Origin of the sequence: Allobosea sp. AAP35 (assembly GCF_001295925.1) — a bacterium.
Taxonomy (GTDB): Bacteria; Pseudomonadota; Alphaproteobacteria; order Rhizobiales; family Beijerinckiaceae; genus Allobosea.
Genome location: NZ_LJHQ01000053.1, coordinates 15,327 through 38,725 on the forward strand (window position 1 = coordinate 15,327; position 23,399 = coordinate 38,725).

The 23,399-nt window shown below is 60.9% G+C and carries 13 protein-coding genes and 2 pseudogenes; 5 read left to right on the forward strand and 10 right to left on the reverse strand.

What is annotated here, in order from left to right; all coding sequences use genetic code 11:
• Positions 1 to 131 precede the first annotated feature (131 nt).
• Both IP69_RS17125 and IP69_RS17130 read right to left on the reverse strand, forming a co-directional pair.
• Positions 132 to 431, reverse strand: coding sequence for an acyl carrier protein (locus tag IP69_RS17125; protein ID WP_156323516.1), 300 nt, complete (start codon positions 429 to 431; stop codon positions 132 to 134).
• Positions 428 to 2,185 carry a fatty acyl-AMP ligase gene (locus IP69_RS17130; RefSeq protein WP_054144053.1) on the reverse strand — a complete coding sequence of 586 codons (1,758 nt, stop codon included), beginning with the start codon at positions 2,183 to 2,185 and terminating at the stop codon, positions 428 to 430. The genes IP69_RS17125 and IP69_RS17130 overlap by 4 nt, the downstream gene beginning before the upstream one ends.
• Positions 2,186 to 2,430: 245 nt before the next feature.
• On the opposite strand from IP69_RS17130, the gene IP69_RS17135 reads away from it, so the two are divergent.
• The gene (locus tag IP69_RS17135) at positions 2,431 to 4,206 is read left to right on the forward strand and encodes a WcbI family polysaccharide biosynthesis putative acetyltransferase (protein WP_054144054.1); all 1,776 of its coding nucleotides are present in this window, start codon (positions 2,431 to 2,433) and stop codon (positions 4,204 to 4,206) included.
• A 21-nt stretch (positions 4,207 to 4,227) separates the two neighbouring features.
• Here the strand turns inward: IP69_RS17135 and IP69_RS17140 are convergent, their stop codons facing one another.
• The gene (locus IP69_RS17140; protein ID WP_197279925.1) at positions 4,228 to 4,899 is read right to left on the reverse strand and encodes a CDP-alcohol phosphatidyltransferase family protein; all 672 of its coding nucleotides are present in this window, start codon (positions 4,897 to 4,899) and stop codon (positions 4,228 to 4,230) included.
• Positions 4,900 to 5,078: 179 nt separating this feature from the next.
• Between IP69_RS17140 and IP69_RS17145 the strand changes: the two genes are divergently transcribed.
• From IP69_RS17145 to IP69_RS17160, 4 genes are all read left to right on the forward strand, one after another.
• Entirely contained in the window at positions 5,079 to 6,371 is a 1,293-nt protein-coding gene (locus IP69_RS17145; RefSeq protein WP_054144056.1) for a glycosyltransferase family 1 protein, read from the forward strand.
• Positions 6,372 to 6,481: 110 nt separating this feature from the next.
• Positions 6,482 to 13,918 carry a type I polyketide synthase gene (locus tag IP69_RS17150; RefSeq protein WP_082359421.1) on the forward strand — a complete coding sequence of 2,479 codons (7,437 nt, stop codon included), beginning with the start codon at positions 6,482 to 6,484 and terminating at the stop codon, positions 13,916 to 13,918.
• Between the two features lie 17 nt (positions 13,919 to 13,935).
• Complete coding sequence (locus IP69_RS17155; RefSeq protein WP_248306873.1) at positions 13,936 to 15,273, forward strand: aminotransferase class I/II-fold pyridoxal phosphate-dependent enzyme; 1,338 nt, start codon at positions 13,936 to 13,938, stop codon at positions 15,271 to 15,273.
• A 103-nt stretch (positions 15,274 to 15,376) separates the two neighbouring features.
• Positions 15,377 to 16,702 (forward strand): glycosyltransferase family 1 protein, encoded by a 1,326-nt coding sequence (locus IP69_RS17160; RefSeq protein WP_054144059.1) that lies wholly within the window; start codon positions 15,377 to 15,379, stop codon positions 16,700 to 16,702.
• 33 nt (positions 16,703 to 16,735) lie between these two features.
• Here IP69_RS17160 and IP69_RS17165 read toward each other — a convergent pair whose 3' ends face one another.
• The 7 genes and pseudogenes from IP69_RS17165 to IP69_RS17190 all read right to left on the reverse strand — a co-directional run.
• On the reverse strand, positions 16,736 to 17,524 hold the full coding sequence (locus tag IP69_RS17165) for a hypothetical protein (RefSeq protein ID WP_054144060.1): 789 nt from the start codon (positions 17,522 to 17,524) through the stop codon (positions 16,736 to 16,738).
• Between the two features lie 56 nt (positions 17,525 to 17,580).
• Positions 17,581 to 18,417: an SDR family NAD(P)-dependent oxidoreductase gene (locus IP69_RS17170; protein ID WP_054144061.1), complete on the reverse strand. Its 837-nt coding sequence runs from the start codon at positions 18,415 to 18,417 to the stop codon at positions 17,581 to 17,583.
• Positions 18,418 to 18,438: 21 nt separating this feature from the next.
• Positions 18,439 to 19,377, reverse strand: coding sequence for a hypothetical protein (locus tag IP69_RS17175; RefSeq protein WP_082359423.1), 939 nt, complete (start codon positions 19,375 to 19,377; stop codon positions 18,439 to 18,441).
• The gene (locus IP69_RS17180) at positions 19,302 to 20,681 is read right to left on the reverse strand and encodes a cytochrome P450 (protein ID WP_197279928.1); all 1,380 of its coding nucleotides are present in this window, start codon (positions 20,679 to 20,681) and stop codon (positions 19,302 to 19,304) included. The genes IP69_RS17175 and IP69_RS17180 overlap by 76 nt, the downstream gene beginning before the upstream one ends.
• A gap of 96 nt (positions 20,682 to 20,777) precedes the next feature.
• Positions 20,778 to 21,584 carry an ABC transporter permease gene (locus IP69_RS21545; RefSeq protein WP_197279929.1) on the reverse strand — a complete coding sequence of 269 codons (807 nt, stop codon included), beginning with the start codon at positions 21,582 to 21,584 and terminating at the stop codon, positions 20,778 to 20,780.
• A 218-nt stretch (positions 21,585 to 21,802) separates the two neighbouring features.
• A pseudogene (locus tag IP69_RS17185) lies at positions 21,803 to 22,554 on the reverse strand (3-deoxy-manno-octulosonate cytidylyltransferase).
• Positions 22,555 to 22,626: 72 nt separating this feature from the next.
• Positions 22,627 to 23,399: pseudogene (locus IP69_RS17190) on the reverse strand (IS3 family transposase); the annotation flags it as partial.

Consider the following 23,399-nt stretch of genomic DNA (forward strand, 5'->3'; position numbering starts at 1 on the left):
GTCGCTCCGATGAGTTCCTGCAGCGCGTAGATAAAGATGGTCGTAGCCTTGGCGGGTGGGTTCGTCGAGCTTTGCGTCCTGCCCGAGCTCGGCGCCTGTCCGTAGCTGAACGATGGCGGGACAAAAACGCGTCAGATGGGCCTGAGTGACAGCAAGAATTCTGCCAAACGGGGAATGTCTGGATGATCCGACGTCACGCCAGGATAGAGTTCGACATCATAGACCTGTTCGACCTCGAGGATGAAATGCACGGCCGCAGCCGAGTCGAGACCCAGGCTGGCAAAGCTTGCATCGGAGGCGATTGTTTCGATGTCGCGGTCGAGAAACGTCGCGAGCTGCGCCCTCAAGGCGGTTTCGATAGTGGATGTCGACATCGCGATTCCGGGTCCAGCGCTGTGCCTGTCGTTGCGATGCCAGTTCGTCCGCGTCAAGCATCCTCCTGCGCATCGTGACGCGGGCGCGCGGCATGCCAGGGCTCCAGTTGGCCTTGCAACCAAAGCTGCCGGGTCAGGCTTCGCTGGACCTTGCCGCTCGTCGTCTTGGGCAAGGCGCCCGGTCGGATCAGGACGATCTGATGGAGGGAAACATCGTGGTTGTTGACCACGGCCGCCTGGATGGCCGCGACCACCTCGGCCTCGATCAGGCCGTGCCGCTGAGAGCGTTCGACCTCTTGAACCACGACGATCCGCTCTGTGCCGGCATGATCAATGATGGAAAACGCCGCCGTGTGATCACGCCGGAGCGCCGGATGGCTCAAGGCCGCGGAGGCCTCGATATCCTGCGGGTAGTGGTTGACGCCCCGGACGATGATCACATCTTTGATCCGGCCGACGACATACAACTCCCCCCGGTCGTCGAGATGGCCGAGATCGCCGGTCCGTAACCATCCCTCCTCTCCGGAGATTTCATCGGTCCCGAAGTGGCTTGGCGACGCCTGGAAGGTCTCTTGGGTCTGTGCCGCGCGCTCCCAGTAGCCTTGGGCAACACTGGCCCCTTGGATCCAAATCTCGCCGATCTCGCCATCGGGGAGCAGTTGATGCGTTTGCGGATCGACGATCAGAAGGTTCAAGCCGTCCATGGGCGCCCCGCAACTCACGATCTCGCAGGCGTCGCAGTCGTCGGTCGGAACTTGGACGAGTCCGCGAGCCAGGGCTTGGGTGCTGACCCGTCTGGTGCGCGCAGGATTGCCGCGATGGCCCGCACTGACCAGCAAGGTCGCTTCGGCAAGACCATAGGCAGGACGCATCGATCCCGGATCGAAACCGTAGGGCGCAAACGTGTCATTGAACCGTGCCAAGGTCGCCGCGCGGACCGGCTCGGCGCCATTTAGAGCGATCTTCCACCGGCTCAAATCGACACCGTCCATGAGGTCGGGTCGGAAGCGATCGACACACAGATCGAAGGCAAAATTCGGAGCGGCTGCGACCTCCGCGCGATGTTCCGCGATCGCCTTGAGCCAGTTGAGGGGTCGGTGCATGAAGCCCGATGGCGTCAAGAGGACGCAGGGCGCGCCGAGATAAATCGGCTGGAGCAAATTCATGATCAAGCCGAGGTCATGATACAGCGGGATCCAGCTGACATGGGCTGATCCCCCATGATTGCCGAGCCGCTCCTTCATCATCTGCAGGTTGCTCAGCAAATTGTCGTGGCTGACCATGACCCCCTTCGGTGCGGAGGTCGACCCGGAGGTGTATTGCAGGAAGGCCAATCCTTGCGGATTGGAGCGCGTCTCGCAGGACGCCATCGGCAGGTGCGCCAACGTCACCGGCTGGTAGCTTACGCCTTGCTCAGCCAAGTGCTCCTGAAAGGTCTGGCGTCCAGACAGCTCGGCGGGTGGGCCTAGCGCGAGCCGCGGCTGGCAATCGGCGATGATCGACGCACTCGCGTCCTGGGCGGCGTTGCGCCGAGGCACCATCATCGGGACTGCGATAACGCCGGAGATGAGACAGGCGAAATAGGACACGACGAATTCGAGCGACGATGGAAAAATGAGCAGGGCACGATCACCCGGGTCTGTGCGTGTCACAAGATCCTGCGCGAGGTTGCTCGCTTGAGCCCAGAGCTGCGCAAAGCTCAGCTGGGGACGATCGCCCGGCTTGTCGGAGTAGACCGTGAGAGCGGTGACGTCGGGTTTCTCGAGCGCCTGGTGGCGTAGGACGTCAACGAGAGAGGAAAACCGTGTCATGCTTGGCCGTCTGCCCATGAGAACACTTGACGCGGACCAGAACCATCGTGATCCAGGCCCGGCCTTTCAGAGGCGGAGAATCCTCTATGGTATGGAGTGCATGTGCGATCAATGCGATTCAGCGGCAACCCTGAGGCTGCGTCAGACCTCACGCATCGTTCAGTGAGCCCGATCGTTGGCTGCACGCTCCTATGATGGTCGCTCGCTGCGACAATCATGCGCCTGACGAGCTCGTAGGATAGCTTATGGACGAATTGATCGACACAGCCACAGCGTCGCGCGTCGACGCCAGCCTTCCAGGGCATTCGCGGCCTTTGCTGCCTATGATGGAGGTTCGCGAGCCTGCCCGGCGTTGGCAGGATGGCAGTGTATCCGTTCTGCTTTTGATACCGGCGCTGAACTTTCTTTATGGCCCCTTCCTTCGGCTGAATGCAGGGCGGTACCGCATATCGTTTCGATGCAAACCCCGTTTTGCGCTTCAGGGCCACCATCCTTCGCTCGGGCTGGAAGTCATTGCGCAGAACCGCATTCTTCGAGCCTGGCGCGACTACAATGCCGTAGAATTGAGCAGCGGCGTCCAGGAGCTGACGTTTACTGTCCCGTACGCGTTGTCCATCGAGGGGGGCGCAGATGCTCCGTTCGAGTTCCGCTTTTCCCATTTCAGCAACGCCTTGCTGACGATGACAGACGTCACCCTCCACTGCGATCAGGCCGGCATCGTCCCTGACGAGGACAACGCCAACCTCGGGCCTTGGCGCCTGCTCGGCCGATTAAAGACGCTTCCCCTTCCGGGTGACGTTCGCCTGTCGCCCGTGACGGTGACCGGCCTGAAGATGTGGCGCAGTTTCGCCGAATTGCGGATACCGGCAGGGCATTACCAAGGCGAAATCACCTGCGAACTGATCAAGGCGCGCGTGCCATCGCGAGATGCGCTCGAGGTTATCGTTCAAACGCGCGATGGGCTCCATATTGGCCAGGAACGCTATCAGGCTCATCAGCTGAGCTCAGGCAAGGCAACTTTCGCCTTCGCTGTCCCGCGTGACGTGAGTTTGGATGTCGGCGTGCCCCGTCCGATCGACGTCAAGCTCCGCCATTTCGCGAATGCCGATCTCCGTTTGAGTTCGTTGAATCTTCGGCATGTGAGACCTCTTTCCGAGGACGAGCCGTCGGACGGGTCTATCAGGGTCGCAAGCTCTCATGTCATTCTCGGGAAGAAGCGCCTTTTAGTTTTCGGCAATTGCCAAGGCAGCTTGTTGGCGGAAGCCCTTCGCAACCATTCCGGTTTCGCGCGATATTTCACGATCAAACATCACTACATGGAGCTGCCGCCCAATCTGCATGAGCAGGGTCGCCGTGACCTGGCCGAGAGCGACATGCTGCTGATTCAGGACATCCGCGAATGGGATCACTATCCGCTTCGCGCCGACGTTCCTGCCGATCTACCGACCCTTCGATATCCGTGTGTGCGGTTCGCGTCGCCCTGGCCCTTTGATGCATTCAACGGCCCAGATGACAGGATGGCTCGAAACCGCGATTACCCCAATCTCGAATTTACCTATTTTGATGGCCTTTTGGGCCGCCTGCGAAGGGAAATCCCTGACCAGGAGCAGCGCTTCCAAGCCTACAGATCGCTCGACATCGAACGGGTTATTGACGTCACCCGCCTTCATCGGTTCGAGCAGGCCCGGCTTGAGGAGATGGACCGCCGCTTCGAAGGCGGGATCGGGGCGTATATACTCGATCGGTACAGGACGAAGCAGGTTTTTTATACAACGGCACATCCCAATGGACAGATCCTCAAGTCACTCGTCCATACGGTGGCCAAGGAGTTGGGCGTGTCGCTGCGGTTCTGGTGGCCTGGCTCGTTGAATTCGCTGCGCCGATTGCAGATTCCGATCCACCCTGCGATCGCCGCTCGCCTCGGCATCCGATGGGCCGACGCCGAACGTAAATACCTGGTCAAGGGCGAGTGGATCCGGTGGGAAGACTACGTCCGTCGCTACATCGCCTATTACGGGTGATGGCGCACCAGATACGCCTCATTAAACCTCCGACCGAGGAGGGGCGCTCTCGTCCCGCGCGAGATGCCCGGCATAATCGAAGACAAGAAAGACGAAAACGGAGAAGAACCCCCCTGCCATCAGCAGCAGGGTGATATCGCACCAGGTCATAAACAGCGGCCCGATCGTCAACACCGGCGCTCCGAAAAGCAAGATGTTCACGTTCATGAGAATGATCAATAGGCGCATCTCGGTTGGCCCAAACCCGACGATCGAGATGTGGAACTCGCGGGACACGCAGGCCTTGACCAGCGAGTAAATCGACAGCGCGTGATAGCCGGCGAGGGCGAGTAAAGCGATGTCCAGTCGAACATAAGCCGACAAGCCCATGCCAAGGCAGATCAGCAGATTGCCGATGACATCGACGGTTTGGTCGAGGAAATAGCCATAGCGAGGGCGCTCGATTCCTCTAAAGCGCGCGAGCGTTCCATCGAGTGAGTCGCCGAACCAGTGACAGATCAAGCCGAGGCATGCCAGCCAGAGAAAGCCCGGCGACCAGGCCGTGAGCAGATAGCCGATTAATGTCAGGCCGGCGCCGAAAATCCCGATGGCTGTCAGAGCGTCCGGCGTCACGGACGCTGGCAGGCGCCTAACGAGCCATGTCAACGCTCGGCGCTCGACAGCGCCGACGATGCTGTTATGGATGCGGTTCAAGGTTTCTGACAATTTCTGTGGCAGGTGGCGTTACCTATCGCCGAGAGCGTTCAGTGTTTCAAGGATAGTGATCTTATGTGTGCGTTCACAATGCCAATTCGGCCTTTAACAACCCAACAACGATTTGGAGGCTAATCGCGCTCCGCTGCCATTCTAGACGCGCCTATCAGGATTCGCCCGTGCCGATCGCCTACGACGTGACACGACTGATGTTGGGCCCGCTGTCCTTGACGCCGCGTGGCATCGATCGCGTCGATCTCGCTTACGCCCGCCACTTCTTCGAGCATTCCCCAGAGGATTGCTTTGCGCTTTTGCCGACAGCGTGGGGGACGCGCCTTTTCCCCCGTGAGCGGGTCCTGCGGGGGCTGACCAAGCTGGAAGAGCTCTGGTCAGAGAACCGCCTGCCGGCCGTGGATGGCGCTTGGATGTCCTTGGCGCCGACGATTCAGGCGGGCAAATCCTCGTGGTATGTCCGTTCGCCGGGTGCTGTTGGCCTCAGCCTTCGGTTGTTTTCCCTGCTCAAGGCGACGGGCTTCGAATTTGGCACCGATGCCGTCAGTGGGCTGCCGCAAGGCAGCATCTACGTCAATGTCGGGCAGATCGGCTTGGCTGTGCCGTTCTTGCTCCGCTGGCTGCAGCGAAGACCTGACGTACGCCCTCTGTTCATGCTCCATGATGTTATTCCCCTTGAGATGCCGGAATATGTCTCGCCTGGCTCGGTCAAGGCGCATGCGACAATGGTCGATCAAACGGCAAAGTACGCAGCCGGCTTGATTGTCACCACGCAAACAGCCAAGGCGGCCATCGATCGCGAATTGGCGCGACGAAGTGCGAGGCCATTACCGACGATCGCGCTACCCTTGCCGATTCCAGCGATCTTTCGATCTGCGCCCGATCCCGACCCGACACTGGCCCATGTTCCTTATTTCGTGGTGTGTGGCGCGATCGAGCTGCGGAAAAACCACCTGATGCTTTTAGAGGTCTGGAAGCGACTTCATCGGCGGTTCGGCCCCGCGACACCCCACCTTGTCATCACTGGCTCAAAAGGGTGGCAAGGCGAGTTGATCATGGACCGTCTCAAGCGCTGCGGCGACGTCAGCGACTACATCCATGTCGTTCACGGGCTGTCGACCCCTGGACTGAAGCGCGTCATCAGCGGTGCTCGCGCTCTGTTGATGCCGTCCTTTATCGAAGGCTTCGGCCTACCGATTGTCGAAGCGGCGCGCCTCGGCACGCCCGTCATTGCCTCGGACATCTCTGCCCATCGGGAAGTCGGCCATCCGCAGACTCGCTTTGTCGATCCGATCGATGGGCCGGGTTGGGAGAACGCGATCACCGATTATTTTTCCGCAGATCACATCCGCCTGACGGAGACTGTGGGGTATGCAGAATTGACATGGCCGGCCTACTTTTCCGCCCTTTCGGCCTTCATGAGAGATTTGCAACCTAACGGTAACATGATTAATCGATGATGGATTGTTTTTCGCCCAAGCGACCCCTACCAGCTTCATGAACATTCGCGGCACAATTTCACCGCGCATGGGGGCCGTAGTTGTCCTGTTGGTCAGAGTTTCTGAGGTCTATGCCGGTTAGCACCCGATTGTCCGCTACAGATGCTGCCATTATTGGCGCATCGTGCCTCCTGCCGGGAGCCGACACGCCTGCGGGCTTGTGGGACTTGATGCAGGGCGAACGGAACGCAATTTCTGCGCGTCCCCGAGGTCGCTGGAATGTCGAACGCTTCCTGCGCCCTGGCGAGCCCGCGCCCGGCTTTGCCTACAGTTTCGCCGGCGGATATCTCGACGATGCCTTCGGATTCGATCCTGCGCCCTTCAACATCTCGCCCCGCGAAGCCCAACAGATGGACCCGCAGCAGCGCCTGTTGCTCACGGCGACGTGGCGCGCCTGCGAGGATGCTGGTCTGCCGCCCTCGGCTTTGTCCGGCCGCAACATCGGCGTTTATGTCGGTGCATCCCTGGCGGACTATCAAAGCGTCGGTGCTTTTGATCCCGCCGTGATCGGCAGCCACTTCATGACTGGGAACGCTCTGTCGATCCTGGCCAACCGCATCTCCTATGTGTTCGATCTCAAGGGGCCGAGCTTCACGGCCGATGCGGCCTGCTCCTCCTCCTTCGTTGCGCTCGCACAGGCGGTGGCAGCGCTGCAAGCCGGCGATGTCGAGATGGCGATCGTCGGCGGCGTCAACATGCTGTTGTCGCCGGTACCTTTCATCGGCTTTTCCCAGGCGCGGATGCTGTCTCCGACCGGACTCTGCCGGCCCTTCGCAGAAGCCGCCGATGGTTATGTGCGGTCCGAGGGAGCGGTCGTTTTGATCCTCCAGAGGGAGCCTGAGGCGATCGCTGATCGCCGCCGCATTCGCAGCGTCGTGGTCGCGGCGGGGACCAATTCGGACGGGCGCACGAATGGCATTTCCCTACCGTCCCAAGCCTCACAGCAGCAACTGATCGAGACGGTTCACCGCAGCGTTGGCCTCGACCCGGACAAACTCAGCTTCGTAGAGGCTCACGGGACGGGCACGAAGATCGGAGACCCTATCGAAGCCGCTGCGATCGGGCGAGCGCTAGGGCAGCGCCGGGCGATGCCGCTCCCGATCGGATCCGTCAAATCCAATGTCGGTCACCTCGAGGCCGCGTCAGGCCTGGCGAGTTTGCTGAAGGCAAGCCTGGCCCTGGAGCACGGGATCGTCCCGCGATCGCTCTTCACCGACGAGCCGAATTCCGCGATCCCCTTCACGGAGCTCAATCTCGCCCCCGTGACGAAAGCACTGACGCTCAGTGACAGGAGTGGTGACCGTTTCGCCGGCATTTGCAATTACGGCTTCGGCGGGACCAATGGGCACGCCATCCTCCGTTCGGCGCCGCATCGATTGGTGCCGGCCCAATCGATGACGGCCCAAGAGAGCGCTCGCGCGAACGTCCTTCTGCTTTCGGCGGCCACCGAAGCGGCTTTGAGGATCCGTTCTGGGCAGATGGCCGAGGTCATCGCAGCCGGCCAGCCTGCGGCGACCGTCGCTGCCGCCATAGCACATCAGCAAGACCGGATGGCTCACAGGCTGGCCGTTACACTGTCGTCAGACGTGGGGCCGGCGAGCGGTGTCGTCACGGCCTTGCGTCGCTTTGCCCGTAGCGGTGACGTGAATGAGAACGGCGCGACAGCGGTCGTCCACGAGAGGCCCCGCGCGACGATCTTCGTCTACAGCGGCAACGGCGCCCAGTTTGAGCAAATGGGCGTGGCCGCTTATCGCAGCAACGCCTTGTTTCGGCATGAAGTGGACGACATCGACAGGCGCTACAAGGACATTGCCGGATGGTCGATCGCTGAGCGGCTGCGTGAGGGAACGCCGAGCGAAGACCTTGCGCGCACGAGCATCGCTCAGCCCTTGATTTTCGCCGTCCAGTCGGCGTTGACCGCCGTCTTGAGGGATCATGGCGTTCAGCCAGCCGGGGTGCTGGGGCACAGCGTCGGCGAGATTGCCGCAGCCGAGGCAAGCGGTCTGCTGACCCGCTCGGCAGCCCTCTTCATAATGCACAGGCGCAGCCTCCATCAGGAGGCGGTGCGCGGCGAAGGCCGCATGCTGGTCGTTGCGGCCGATGCCGCTAAAGTTGAGGAATGGCTGCAGCACGCGGCGCTGTCTGAGGTGGATATCGCCGCCTACAACAGCGCCACATCGACGACCGTCTCGGGTCCGGGCAAGCAGCTTGAGGCGTTGGCACGGCTTGCGCGCAAGCAGCGGATCGCGAGCGTTCCCCTGCAGGTCGATTACCCCTTCCATTCGCGTGCGCTTGAGCGGGTTCGCGAAGCCCTGCTCGGCGATTTGGGAGAGCTGAAGGCCGATCTCCCGGGTGTCCCGTTTTATTCCACGGTCACGGGCAGCGTTCTGGCCGGGGACGAGATGGATCAGCATTACTGGTGGCAAAACATCCGCCAGCCGGTTCGCTTTGCGCAAGCCCTCGAAGCCGCTGTCACTGCCCATGATCAGCCGGCCTTCATCGAAGTGTCCCCACGTCCGATCCTGATCGGCCCGATTACTGACGGTCTGAAGGCCTCGGGACGTGCTCATGCCGTTTTGCAGAGCTTGCCTGCCGGCTCGACCGTGATGTCCGATCCGATCGGTGCGATGATCGCCAGACTGGCCGTTCATGACGTCGACCACGATCGATCTGTTCTGTTCGGCGAGCCGCTCGAGACCGTCCACGCCTTGCCGCCCTATCCCTTCCAGCGGGCGAGCTTTCACTTCGAGGGCACCCATGAGGCGCTCACGTCCCATGGGCGACTGATCGACAGCACACCCCTTCATCCCTTGCTCGGGGCGCGGCTGTCTGACGGTTCTCCCGAGTGGCGTAGCCTTCTCGACACCGTTCTCGTGCCATATCTGAGCGACCACCGCGTCGATGGCGGCGTCGTCATGCCGGCGGCCGGGCTGATCGAGATCGCTTTGGCAGCCGGACGGGAACTGTTCGGCTCGGTGCCCCTTGAGATCGTCGAGTTCGACATCACCAAGGCGATGACGTTCGGCGACGATGAGACGCGGGAGGTCTCGACCCGCTATACAGCGCCGACGCACGGCATCGAGGTCTGGAGCCGCCGTCGCTTTGCTGACAGTGATGAATGGATCCTGCATGCAAAGGGCGTCCTCATTACGCTCGCGGATGATGGCCGGGACGTGCGCGAGACGCTCCCGCAGGTGATCGATCCGATCTTCAACGAAGCGGCGGAGATCTATGCGGCCGCAGGACGGGGCGGCCTTGATTACGGCCCCCACTTCCAGGCCGTGCAAGCGACATGGCGCGATGAAACGGTCGGCGAAAGCAGCCTCATCGTCCCGCAAGGCGGGACCGGGGCCTACGATGACGCCCACGTGCTGCACCCCGTCTCGCTCGACAGCAGCTTTCACGGCCTTTTCCTGGCGCGACCGCAGCGCGACGGGGAACGCAAGGCTCATTTGCCGATCCGCTTCCGCCGCATTCGCGTCTGGCAGCCGGGCGGGGCGATCACGCGCTCGGTCACGAAACTGCAGCGGGAGACCCAGCGCTTCAAGTCATTGTCTGTCGCGCTCCTGGACGAGACCGGGTCTCTGGTCGCCGCCATTGATGCAGCCGTCTTGCGCTCGGTCCATCTGGTCAAGCCGATCATGCTCGAGCGGACCTTCCGCGCGAAGTATCTGCCCGTCCATCCCATCAGCCTCCCGGACGGGGCCCCGAACCTTGCCGCCGAGGAACGAGAGGCCGCGTCGTCAGGGCCATTACCCCTCCTCATGCGCGCCTTGGCGCTCTCGACGGCTCATCAGGCATGGGCCGATGTTCTGGGGTACGATGTCTCGTTCGAGACCGCGATGTCGGCAGGGCGCGTGGCCGCCCCGGCGTTGCCGCTTCTCGAGCGGGCGCGCGATATCCTCGACGTGGCCGGCGGCCTGGCCGCTTCTGCAGACGGCACCCGGCTGTCTCGGGATTTTGCTCTCCCCTCCCCGCACGCTCTGCTGGCCACCCTGCAGCAACGCTTCCCCGCCGCCAACCGAGAGTTGCGACTGGCGGCGATGGCGCTCACCCAAGCCGGTCCCTTCCTGCGCACCGGCCTCCCCGGCACCAAGCCGATAGCCTCGCCTTCGGCCGATTCGTGGAGCCTGCTGGACCTGTCGTCCCAACTGGCGATGCTGGTGTCGACTCGCGTTTCGGCATGGCAGGAGGCCGCGCACCGCCCCTTGCGACTTCTCGTCTTCGGGGACTGGAATAGCGGTCTGGCGCAGACCCTGACGCAGGCTGTTAGAGCTGGCCAGGCGGCGGTGACGCTTGTTTTTGCACATGCGGGTCATGCCGATGAACACAAGCACATTCCTGGCGTGGGCAGTCTCTTCGACAGCGTCGTCTCGACCGGGCCGACCGACCCCGCAGCTTTTCCATACGATGCCCTGATCGGTGTCGCGATGCCCCATTCGCAGCAGCGCACCTCTCACGAAGCAGCCTTGGAAGGCGCGTTAGGGCAGCTCGCCTCTCACGCGCCGATCCTCTTCGTTCAGCCGCAGTCGGACCCGCACCTCCACTTTCTGATAGCGGCGAGCCATCCCCTGTCGGGGGGGGATGATCGCGAGCAAGGCGACGACGACGCCATCATCCGGCGCCTCAAGGTGTCAGGTGCCAGCGCCATCGACCGGCAGGACGTCGTTGGTGGCCTCCTCACGGTCATCCAGGCGCGTGCGGCGATGCGGCCAGCCATGCGGACGCGTTCCGAGACAGCTACCGCCTTCATTACAGGCGACGACGCCACGGCCATCCAACGCCGCTGTGGACTGGTTGCAGCCGAGACCTTCAGCTGGGACCGTGCCGATGACATCATCGACTGGCTGGCATCCCGACCGACGCCGGAGCCCGTGCGGCTCGTGCTGTCATCGGCAGCAGCCGACGCCGATGCAGGGAGCCAGGTCGCCGAGCGCCTGAGTTCACTCTCGCGACTTCTGATCCGATTGGCGGCGGCAGACTACGTCTGCCGTATCGTCGTGCTGGTGCCGTCGGAGGAGGCCGACGTTCGCGCCGCGGGAGACCAGGCGGGACTGGCTGCGTTCGTGCGGGTCGCGATCAATGAGTTTCCAGATCTCGACATTCGTCTGGTGATGCTGACGGCTACGGGCGGCGACATTGACCTTACGCCTGTGCTGGATGGCGAGCACGGCGAACGAGTGTGGCAAGCCGACGAGGCGGGGCTCTCGATCAATCGGATCCATCGCTCGATTGCCCGCGACGCTCCCCTGTCGCCAGAGCACCGTGCTGTTCTCCAGTTTGCCGATGGCGGGGGGCTCGATGGCTTCGAATGGCTGTCCAAGCCGCGGATCGAGCCCCAAGCCGGTGAGGTCGAGGTCGAGGTGGCAGCCTCCGGCCTGAACTATCGCGACATCATGGTTGGCCTGGGGCTGCTTGACGATGACCTGTTGGGCGCCGGTTTGACCCAGGCGGCACTCGGATTCGAGTGCTCGGGGATTGTCAGCCGCGTGGGCGCCGGTGTCAGCCGCTTGCGGGTGGGTGACCGTGTCATGGGCTTCGCCGCGGGAGCATTCGCGTCCCATGTCGTCTGCCCGGACTGGTACTTCTTTCCTGTCCCGGATGGGGTCGATCTCGAGGCGGCCGCAACCATTCCCGTCGCCTTCTCGACCGCCTGGTATGCCCTGGTCGAACGCGGCCGACTGCACGCTGGAGAAACCGTTCTGATCCATGGTGCGGCCGGCGGCGTGGGCCTCGCAGCTCTTCAGATCGCGACCCATCGAGGCGCGCGCGCTCTGGGAACGGCGAGCACACCGGCCCGTCGTGCGATCGCCTTGTCAGGCGGCGCCGAGGCGGTCTTCGAATCCCGTCATGAGCGGTTCGCGGGCGAGATCTCCAAGCAGTACGGGCAGGTCGATCTGGTCTTGAACTCGCTCGCGGGTCCGGCCATGCTGGCGAGCTTTCGCCTGTTGAAGCCGTTTGGGCGGTTCCTCGAACTCGGCAAGCGCGACTTCCTCGACAACACGCAACTGGCGCTGCGTCCATTCCTGCGCAACATCGCCTATAGCGGCGTCGACCTCGACGAACTTCTGGCCGCCGATCCCGCGCTGGTGCGCGAGATGATGGACGCGCTTGCCCAGGCGTTCGCCAAGCAGCAGCTGCGCCCCCTCCCCTATCGTAGCTACGCCGACCATGAGGTCGGGCTGGCTTTCCGCACGATGCAGGCGTCGGAGCACATCGGGAAGATCGTGATCCGGCCGCCCCGCCAGGCCAGGACCGATCTCGCAGCAGCGGTCTACCGGCCCAAGCCGGGGCTATATTTGATCGCCGGCGGCACGAGCGGTCTTGGCTTTGCTACCGCGCAGTGGCTGGCGGCCCAAGGGGCGAGCCAGATCGCCCTGCTGTCGCGCCGCGGCGGCGTCGAGCCTGAGCTTCAACCGGCGCTCGACCATCTGCGTGCCAACGGGACGAAGATCATCCTCCAGGCCGTCGACGTCGGCAATGGAGCCGCGGCGAAGGCTGTCGTGCGGTCCTTGATCGCGAAGCATGGACCTGTCAGCGGCGTCATCCATGCGGCCGTTCATCTCGACGACGGCCTGATCAGCAATCTGACATCCGATCGCTTACAGGCCGTGTTGCGGACGAAAGTCGACGGCCTGATCAACCTGGCGGACGCGACCGAGGATCAGCCCCTCGACATTTTTGTCGCCTACTCCTCGGCGACCACGTTGATCGGTAGCCCCGGCCAGGGCGCTTATGTCGCCGCGAACGGCTTCCTGGAAGGATTCATGCGAGCCCGTCGCCGCAAGGGCCAACCCGGCCTGGCCATCGGCTGGGGCGCCCTGGCCGATGTCGGGCTGATCGCTCGCGACAAGCAGCTTGGACAGCGGCTGCGCCGGACAACAGGTGTCGTTCCGTTGCGATCCTTCGAGGCGCTCGCCCATCTTGGCCGTCTCCTGGCTCTCGGTCCTGCCGTCGATCCGGTCCAGTTCTATGCGGGCCTCTCACCCGGAGCCGGATCGGACAAGCTCGCTCTGCTGAAGAGCCCGACCTTCATGGATCTCGCGCATCAAGGCGGCGATCAACGGTCTGGCCAGGCTGAAGACATCGGCGCCCTCCTCCAGGGCAAGTCGCGCGACGAGGCGATCGCGATCGTGATCGGTGTCCTGAAGCGCGAAGTCGGAGACATTCTCCGGATGCCCGAAACCCAGGTCGATCTGACGCGTCCCCTGGCCGATCTCGGGCTCGATTCGCTGATGGCGCTCGAATTGCACATGGCGCTGGAGCAATCGCTCGGTGTCCAGATGGCCGTCGTCGGCGCGGGCGACCGCAATCTTCGCGATCTGGCGGGTTCCATTGTCGACCAGATGGGGCAGGCAGAGGGAAGCAGCAGTCAAGATACCCCCGAACCCCTTCAAGCGACGATCATTCAGTTGGCCACCGCCCATACGACCATGGATCTCACCACCGAACAGGCGAGCCAGATCGCAGCCATGGTGCGCCGGCCCAGCCATGATGCTGCCGAATGAGCACCGATCATCGCCCCTTGACCGACGACGCCTTGGCGGACCTGCTCTCGCGCATGAGTGAGGCGCCGAGCGCGATGCCCGCTGCCAAGCCTAAGCTCAAACCCACCGCGGCGCGCCCCCGCGTCAGCACGGCTTTCGAAGACCATCCTTTGTACCAGCAGATGGTTTTCCAACGCAGCTTCGCCGAGTTCGCGAAGCTCCAGAACCCCTATTACCGCCTCCACGATGCCAAGGCCGGCGCGATGTCCAGGGTCGACGGGCAGGAGGTCATCAATTTCGCTTCGTACGATTATCTCGGCCTCAATGGGCATCCTGAGATTGCTGCAGCGGTCGGCCAAGCGCTAGAGGCTTACGGCAGTTCGGTCTCGGCCAGCCGGATCACCGCAGGCGAACGCCCGGTCCATCATGCGCTGGAAAGCGCGCTCGCCCGGCTCTACGAGGCGGATGATTGTATTGCCTATGTATCGGGGCATGCGGGAGCCGTCTCGACCGTCGCAACCTTGATGGGTCCCAAGGATCTCATCCTGCACGACACCTTGATCCACAACTGCGTCGTCGTCGGCGCTCAGCTGGCCGGAAGCGCGCGTCGTCCCTTCCCGCACAATGATCTCGAGGCTCTCGAGGCGATTCTGGCGGCCGAGCGGCATCGCTTCGACCGTGTCATGATTATCAGCGAGGGCCTCTTCTCCATGGATGGAGACGGGCCGGATCTCGCCCAGCTGATCGCGCTCAAGGCCACCTATGGCTGCTGGCTGATGATCGATGACGCCCATGGACTGGGCGTGCTTGGAGCCAGTGGACGCGGCATCTTCGAACACCAATCTGTCTCGCCACAGGGCGTCGATCTGTGGCTGGGAACGTTGTCGAAGTCACTCGTCAGCTGCGGTGGCTATGTGGCGGGGTCTGCGGCAGCCATTGATTTGCTGAAGCACCACGCACCGGGCTTCGTCTACAGCGTCGGCATGCCGGCAACGAATGCGGTGGCCGCGACGGTTGCGCTCGACCTGATGCTTCGTGAGCCGCAGCGGGTGGCCTCGCTGCAGCGGCAATCGCAGCGCTTTCGCGAAGGCGCCCGCAAAGCCGGACTCGATACCGGCGAGTGCTGGGGGTTCGGTGTCGTTCCGATCATCATGGGTGAGACGGTTCCCACGATTACCCTGGCCGAACGCCTTTTGAAGCGCGGCGTCAATGCCTTCCCCATTGTCCCGCCGGGTGTGCCCGAAAAGTCGGCGCGTTTGCGATTCTTCATCAATGCCACCCATACCGATGAGCAGATCGACGCCGCCGTCGCGATCCTCGCCGACGAGGTCACGGCGCTGGGCGATCTTTCCCTGAAGCAGATGCTCCACCGTTAGCTTGCCCTCCTCTCGCAACCTGAGCAGGCGCGAAACGAGGACGACGCCAGCCGCGGGGGGTAGGCCAATCAACCGCGCGAACAAAAAGATCAGGACAAACGCTGTGCCGAAGACGCTGTTGATCGAAGCCCACGCCACCACACTCAAGCAGGGCACGGGCATTGCGACGTATGCCCGCAATCTCGCCAGCACGGCGGGCGCGATGGGCCACCAGGTCGAGCTTCTGATCGGGATCGATCGGCCTCTCAACCGGCGTGACGCCCTGCTATCCGAAGTCGTGCTCAACGACGTGAAGGACCCCAATGCCATCGATCCCGTCCTGATGGTCAACCGGGCGATTGACTGGACCTTCGGTGTGCCGGCGGGCGCGAAGGCACAGCGCCTTCCAACGCCGCGCATCGTCCTCGACCCGTCTTCTGGGACGGCCAGTGGACCGCGGCATCCCGTTCAAGGCGCTGTCAGGCTCTGGGAGCGCGCCTTTCTCCACTTCAATCGGTACGGGAGCCGGATGGCCGTCCGGCCCGAGGGACGCCAGGACCTTTTTCACGTCACGAGACCAACGCCGGCTTATGTGAAGGGCGCAGCCAACGTCTACACCATCCACGACATCGTGCCCTTGCGGCTGCCTTACGCCACGCTCGACAACAAAAAGTACTTCTACAACATCATCAAGACGCTGACGCGAAAGGCCGATCACATCGTCACCGTGTCGGAGTTCACCAAACGCGACGTCCAGGCCTTCTTCGATATTTCCGATGATCGTATTACGAACACATGGCAGTCCGTCGCCGTTCCCGAGGCAGCCTTATCGGCGTCCGACGATGAGGTCGCGCGCGACATCGAGAACCGCTACGGGCTCGGGTTCAGGGAGTATTTCCTGTTTCTCGGCGCCGTCGAGCCGAAGAAGAACATCTCGCGCATTGTTGAGGCGTTCGCTTCCTCTGGAACAAAACACCCGCTGGTGCTGGTCGGAGGCTTGGGCTGGCAGTATGAGCGGGATGTCGAGGCGATCGAGGATGAGCGCTTGCGCAGCTGGCGCTTCGACGGATCGCTCATCAAGGCCGAACGTCGTGTCCAGCGCTTGCCTTATGTGCCACAGGCGGCCTTATTCAACTTGATCCGGGGCGCGCGCGCCGTCCTGCTGCCGTCCCTGTACGAAGGCTTCGGCCTCCCGATCCTCGAAGCGATGCTGCTGGGCACGCCCGTGATCACCTCAAATACGAGTTCGCTTCCTGAAGTCGCCGAGGATGCCGCGCTCCTGGTCGATCCCTATAGGGCCGAAACCATCCGTGACGCCATCAGGGCCTTGGATGCCGATGAGGGTCTGCGACGGGACTTGATTGAGCGGGGGCGACGGCGGGCGACATTCTTTTCACCCGCTCGCCATGCCGAGCGCGTCAAAGAGGTCTACGATCGCGTCCTGGGCTGATGAGACTCCCAAAGTCGACGCACGCTCCGACGGTTAGATTCCAAACCGGCGGCGAAAGTTGATGATATGCTGAGCTAACTCGCCTGATGGCCGTAGCGTCTTGTCCACCTGGAGCGCAGCAACGTGGCGCGCTTTTTCAGTATCGAAGGCAAATCGCGCGTATAGCGGCGCATATCGCTCCAAGAAGAGGCCCTGGTCAGTCGCACTCATTTCAGAATAACGCAGTGCTTTACCCTTGCTGAATTGGCCAATAGCGCCCTTGCTACGAAAACGGCTCAGGACACGCTCAACATCGACAGCCGCGCCAATTTGTTGAGCAATGGCCTCGATCACGCCAGCACTATCGTAGCAAATCTCGTTATAGGTGAAGACCTTGACTGGTTCGATGGTGGCCCACGCCTCGAAAAATCCAACCTGAAGGTCAAGAGCGTCGAACGTATCGGCGACAGTGACGAATTCCGAAAAGGGCACGTTTCGCCACCGGCGTGCCCGGGCTCCATGATCGATCATCGAGAGTGCGACTTCACGCGGATCGCGGATTGAAGCACTTGCCAAGATCTCTTGATTGGCCACGAGATTCACGATGTCATGACCCGGTGGTCCGTGCGTCTTCAACACGATATCGGCGGGACCCACATGTTGCATGATGCGCTGCAAGAGATCGTGGTCAACCACGTTGAAGTAGTTCTCCAGCGAATCGAAGCGCCGAAACGGCTCACCAAGCCGCAAAACAGGCCTTCCGGAGGCTTTGAAGACCTCTTCCGTCATCTGGTAGAGGAATGTACTGGCCGACTTCGTCATCCCATAGCTGATGTAGATCATGACCTGCCGTGTCTAATCGGTTTGCCGCACTCGGGATGACGTCGCCCCGTCCGACCTCAATGCGGATCGAGGTCGCTCACACTGCGCCTGAGGTAGCGACGTTGCTGCCACGCTAGGACCGGCCTGTACAGACTGGAAAAACAAGCCAGAAGAGCCATCGCTTTTGAAGGCGTCAGCATGAAGGCACCTCGCCGTGCCTGCGAGATCATCGATTCGGCTACGCGTTGCGCTGTCATCGTGCCTCCCTGTCCGGCAATCAGGCGGGTGACACCTGGGCGCTTGGGTCGCTCGTTCGCAAGTTGCGGCGTGTCGGTATCGGGTGGGAACGCGACGCTGACGGCGATCTGGTCGCAGCCCAACTCCAAACGGAGGATCTCGCCCAGTGCCCGGATTGCAAACTTGCTCGGAGCATAGCCGCTGTAGCCAGCGATCCCGATGAAGGCCGCACCCGAGGCGACCAGCGTGATGCGCCCACCGCCGGTGCTGGCCATCAGCGGGACGGCAGCCTGGATGAGATACAAGGATCCGAAGTAATTGGTCTCCATTTGCAAGCGGTGAGCTTGCAGGTCGAGATCACGGAACAGGCCTGGTTCGACCATGCCGGCTGAGGTAATGAGCCAGTCGATGCGTTGCCATCTCTCTTGAATGTGAGTGATCGCGGTCTGCGTTGCACGGGCGTCGGTCACGTCGAGCGGCAGGATCTCGACGAACGTGGCGTGATGGCGCTCCAATTCGCGCTGGGCGGACAGAAGACGGTCGAGGTCGCGCGCCAGTAGAACAACTCTGTAGCCGCGCTTAAGCAGGACGCGGGCGCAGGCCAGCCCGATACCACTGGAGCCGCCAGAGATGACCGCGATCTTGACGCTGCAGCTCGTTGGCTCAGACGGCCTCATTTGCCCCCGCGCTGACCGTGATCATGCGATCGGCTCGATCGCATCGTCGAGATAATACCACTGATCGAGGTGACGTCGGACGATCGGTTCGATGAGGTCATTAAGGTACGCAACATCGGCATGAGCGTCTCCCACAACGGCATTGAGCCGGATCGGTCGGTGGAAGTTCAACCGGAACCGCGTTTTGTCGATGCGCTCGCAGTACGCGATGATCAGCTGCGCGTTGGTATGCCGCGCCAGTCTCGCTGCCAAGGCGAGGTTCCCTTGGACATGGGTCCGCCGGCCAAAAAGAGGCGCCATCATGTTGCCGTTGCGCTTCTCGTCGGCGAAGAGCGCTACGACGCCCTTGGCTTTGAGAATCGACATAACGCGCAGCAGGCCGCTGCGATCGGGCGTCAGGATCTCCACATCCAAATCTTTGCGGGTTGCGGTCGCGACCTCCCGGTGGAGCTCCTTGGTAGGAACCTCGGCAACCGACGCGACCGGAATGCCGATCGACTTCAGTCCCGCAGCCAGGACCTCCCAGTTCCCCAAATGCAGGCAAAGCGCGATGGTGGGCACCTGCCCGACATCGGCCCTCGCCTCATCGGCACCGACGAACTCCATATGTCGTGCCGGATCGAACCGGTGGAGAACCGTAAACTCAGCCATCAAGCGACCGACATTCGCGACGAAGCGCCAGACGTGTCTTTCGATCTCGCGATCAGAAGCTTGCGGAAGATGCCGCCGCAGGTTTGCGCGGGCCTTGCGCGCGACGTCAGGATCGATGACGCGAATTTTCAGCCATGCCAGTCGCGCACCGATCTCAGAGACGACTGCGACCGGCAGCCGCCGGAGGCCACGATGCAACAGTCGCTCGAAGCTCTGCCATAGGTCCTGCGCCATCAAGCGGCGACGCCACGCGATCGCTTCACGATCGTGGCCGGCAAACCGCCCTTGGGGCGTAACGTCAAGCGACATACGGGCTCGACCTTGTAGCCTACGCGCGGGATAACCTGGAACCGCTGCGCCAGGATCGCAAGGCACAAAGTCGCTTCGTCGAGGCCGAAATTCATGCCGGGGCAGATTCGGGGCCCAACAGCAAAGGGGATGTAGGCGAAGGGGTCGATCCGCGCTCCCGACAGGAAGCGGTCGGGCATGAAATGGTTTGGCTTGTCCCAGAGATCAGGCGAGCGATGCAGCAACCACGGCGCGATCATGACGAGTGCCGACTTCTCGACGTCGATGTGGCCGATCCGGTCCGCGTCTTTCGCTTGGCGGGGTAGCAGCGGTACGGGGGGGTACAGGCGCAATGTCTCTTGGATGACCGCCCGGCACCACTTCAGCTCAGGGAAATCGGCCAACCGAGGAGCACGCGCTCCACAAACGGCGTCGATCTCCTGATGGACGCGATCGGCGATCCAGGTTGCATTCGCAATGAGGTACCAGGCCCAAGTCAGGGTCGTGGCGGTTGTTTCGTGCCCCGCCATAAAAATGGTGGCGGCCTCATTTCGCAAGGCGGTCACGTCGAGCGGGTCACTCTCACTCTTTTGGTTTCGACGGATCAGCAGGTCGACCATCGAACCCGCATCCCCCTCGCCGGCCAGGTGTGCGTTGACGACACCGTCGATCACCTCATGAACCATAGCAATGGCTCGGCGCCGCTTCCTGCCACCAAACGCGGGCCAGCCTTCATCGGCACCGAGGAAATAGCCAAGATTGAAGGAATCGGTATGTTTCTGATACGCGCTGAAGCCATCGATCACCTGCTGGGCGGCCACACGCGCAATGCTCTTGCCAAATACGGCTCGCGAAATGATGGCCGCAGTCAAGCGTCCCATCTCCTCCGTCAGCTCGATTTCGGCGTCGTCCGGGAGTTCGGCCCATTCCGCCGCGACGGCTAGCGCGGCGTGTTCCATCGTCTCACCGAACTCGGGCAGGCGGCGCTTGTGGACGATATCAGCCACAAGCGGCCGGCGGCGCTTCCAGGTTTCGCCGTCGCTGATGAAAAGCCCATCGCCCAGTAGCGCTTCGAGCGCTCGACGCATTTGGGGGCTTTTGCGCTCGAAATTCGAGTGCCGAGTGGCCACTACATAGCGAACGTACTCCGGATCGTTCACAATCACGATCTGCCGACGAAAGATACGAAAGCTATCAAGCCCAGCCTTATAATTGGCTTCTGTCCACCCGGCTATGAGGTTACGGCGAGCAGTGACCATCAACTGAATGAGATTCGGGTCGTATTTTAAAGGAATTGGGTGGCACGGAACAAAATCTTCTCGCATATCTATCACTAGCCTAACGTGTTGAAGCGAAAGTAAAAAGGGTAAAAAATTGAATATCGAGATAATAATAATCGTTTCAAAAATTAAATCTATACATCAGGCATCAATTCTATTCTTGACACGTTCAAAAATAAAGAAACCCAAGCCAGCCGTCAATATTGAACAAATAATAACGTAAACTGAATCACCATAAGTTGGAAATTCTGGGCCATAAAAACCTCCCCGCAAAATTTCATAAGCGTTCACCAAAGGAATATATAGAGCATATTTTTTGACTGAATCAGGAAGCCACTCAACCATAAAGAAACATCCAGAAAACGGAAGAATGAAATACTGCAGAGGAGCATTGATTCTCTCCATAATATGACTTAATTCGCTCAATGCAGCAAATAAAATTCCCGAACAGGAGCAAATGACTCCCATCAACAACCATCCTTTGACAACCTCACTAAGGCTGTAAGGAAAATCTAATAAGTCAAAACTATATAACGACGCAAAAACAACCAAAGATGCAGCAGTAACAGAAAAATATTCCAAAAATAATCGCGACAGAATGGCATCCATGACGTTCAAGTCGTGGAATATGGTAAGAAATTTTGTCGACTTTCCTATATTGACCATGTATCCAGTTTGATGGCGCCAAAGCGTTAAAGGCATGTATCCTGTGAAGACAAATGCCACAATACTGCCGCCATGATAGCCGACGCCCTTAGTTAAGCTCCAAATAATCATAACACCGACGCAGAGCATCATCGGCTCGACGATTGTCCACATGAATCCAATATTGTCACGACCATACCGACCAATTACAAATCTGACTATAAGCGCCTTATAGACACGATTCTTGACAAGAATACGCCGCCATAACCCAAAACTATCAATCGAAAACTTGAATTCGGACATGCTGGTCATCTCACCAAAGATTGACATCGTCGATAACATCCATCTTAATAGGATATTAACAATAATCAAATCTAATTATATATTGAATATTCAAAATGGAAACTATTATCTAAAATAAATAGAACTATCGTGCGCGCTCACGTCCGCACCCTAATAAAACACACCAACCGAAAATCAAAAGCAGGCGGCCAAGGCTAAAATTATAACAACAACTTAGTTTAAATCCTTTGCATAATTGACTCGGACAACAAATCAGCCCGAGCTCTATCCAGATCAGGAGGGATATCCACGCCGCGGGGGACCTCGTCAATGATCATCGCATCTATTCGCATGCCATGCTCAAGAGCGCGCAATTGTTCAAGCTTCTCCCGCAGCTCAAGCGGCGACTGCCGCAGCATGACAAAGCGATCAAGAGCGAGGCGCCGGTATGCGAGAAGCGCGATATGGTGATAAAGTGGATCTTCGCCAAAAGGCGCCGCCGCTCTGGTAAAATATAGCGCTCTCATGCGCCGCGGCAACACGTGGCTACCGATCAACTTAACTACGCTCGGAGACGATTTTTCGTCTTCGGCGGCGATCTCTCCGGCCAGGATTGCGATGTCAACGGACGGATCCGCAAGCGGCTCTACGGCGGCGGCGATCGCGCTCGGGGCCAGCGTGGGGAAGTCCCCCTGGACATTGACGATTATATCGTGCCGGCTCTTCGGGTCGACGATGTCTACGGCTTCCTTGATCCGGTCGGAGCCGGTTTGATGTGAGGAGCTGGTCATGACCGCCCGGCCACCTGCTGCTTGATTACCGCAAAAATTTTCTCAACATCCGTGGCAACGACCACGTCATCAATGTGCGCTGCAATGGCGCGCCGCCAAACATTCACGATCATGGGTTCCCCCAAAATGTCGGCAAGCGGCTTGCCCGGCAGCCGCGTTGCTTGCATGAGAGCGGGGATCAAAATCAACGGATTGGGCATTGGCTAATGAAGCTCGCGAAGCGTCAAAAGTGGAAAGACGACGAGTTTGATATATGAATCGCCCCTAGTTTTCTAGACGCCCTCGGGTCGCGCTTTGTGCTGGCGTTCGAACTCGACGGGCGACAGCATCCCGTTTCGTACATGCTTGCGGGTCGGATTGTAGAACATCTCGATTTAGTCAAACACGTCGGCCCGCGCCTCATCCCGCGTTCGGTAGACCTTGCGCCTGATCCGCTCGCGCTTGAGCAGGTTGAAGAAGCTCTCGGCCACGGCGTTGTCGTGGCAGTTGCCCCGCCGGCATGGATGGCTCCATGTCGTGGTGCTTCAGGAACGAGGCCCACTCCAGGCTTGTAAACTGGCTGCCCTGATCCGAATGCACCAGCACGCGGCCCTTCGGTTTGCGCCGCCAGATGGCGGCGAGCAGAGCTTGCAGGACGACATTGGTCGTCTGCCGGGGCTGCATCGACCATCCGACGACGCGGCGCGAGAAGAGGTCGAGCACGACCGCCAGGTAGGCGAAGCCCTCGTGGGTGCGGATGTAGGTGATGTCGGTCACCCAGGCCTTGTCTGGCGCCGCGGCATCGAACCGGCGATCGAGCGTGTTGTCGACGGCAAGGGACGGCTTGCCGCCATATTGGCCGGGACGACGCTTGTAGCCGATCTGCGCCCGGATGCCGGCGAGCCGCGATAGGCGCGCGATGCGGTTCGGACAGCAGCTCTCGCCCATGTCCGCGAGGTCGTCGTGGAGCTTTCGGTAGCCGTACACCTTCCCGCTGTCGCGCCAGGCCGCACGGATGAGTTTGGTCTGCCTCTCGTCTTCCCGCGCTCGCCGGCTGAGCGGATCC

Excerpts from the sequence above, each read along its gene's own strand:
- IP69_RS17180 (WP_197279928.1), bottom strand. The coding sequence starts at position 20,681 with ATGCGAGAAGATTTTGTTCCGTGCCACCCAATTCCTTTAAAATACGAC.
- IP69_RS17175 (WP_082359423.1), bottom strand. The coding sequence starts at position 19,377 with ATGTCGCTTGACGTTACGCCCCAAGGGCGGTTTGCCGGCCACGATCGT.
- IP69_RS17170 (WP_054144061.1), bottom strand. The coding sequence starts at position 18,417 with ATGAGGCCGTCTGAGCCAACGAGCTGCAGCGTCAAGATCGCGGTCATC.
- IP69_RS17135 (WP_054144054.1), top strand. The coding sequence starts at position 2,431 with ATGGACGAATTGATCGACACAGCCACAGCGTCGCGCGTCGACGCCAGC.
- IP69_RS17150 (WP_082359421.1), top strand. The coding sequence starts at position 6,482 with ATGCCGGTTAGCACCCGATTGTCCGCTACAGATGCTGCCATTATTGGC.
- IP69_RS17130 (WP_054144053.1), bottom strand. The coding sequence starts at position 2,185 with ATGACACGGTTTTCCTCTCTCGTTGACGTCCTACGCCACCAGGCGCTC.
- IP69_RS21545 (WP_197279929.1), bottom strand. The coding sequence starts at position 21,584 with ATGTCCGAATTCAAGTTTTCGATTGATAGTTTTGGGTTATGGCGGCGT.
- IP69_RS17165 (WP_054144060.1), bottom strand. The coding sequence starts at position 17,524 with ATGATCTACATCAGCTATGGGATGACGAAGTCGGCCAGTACATTCCTC.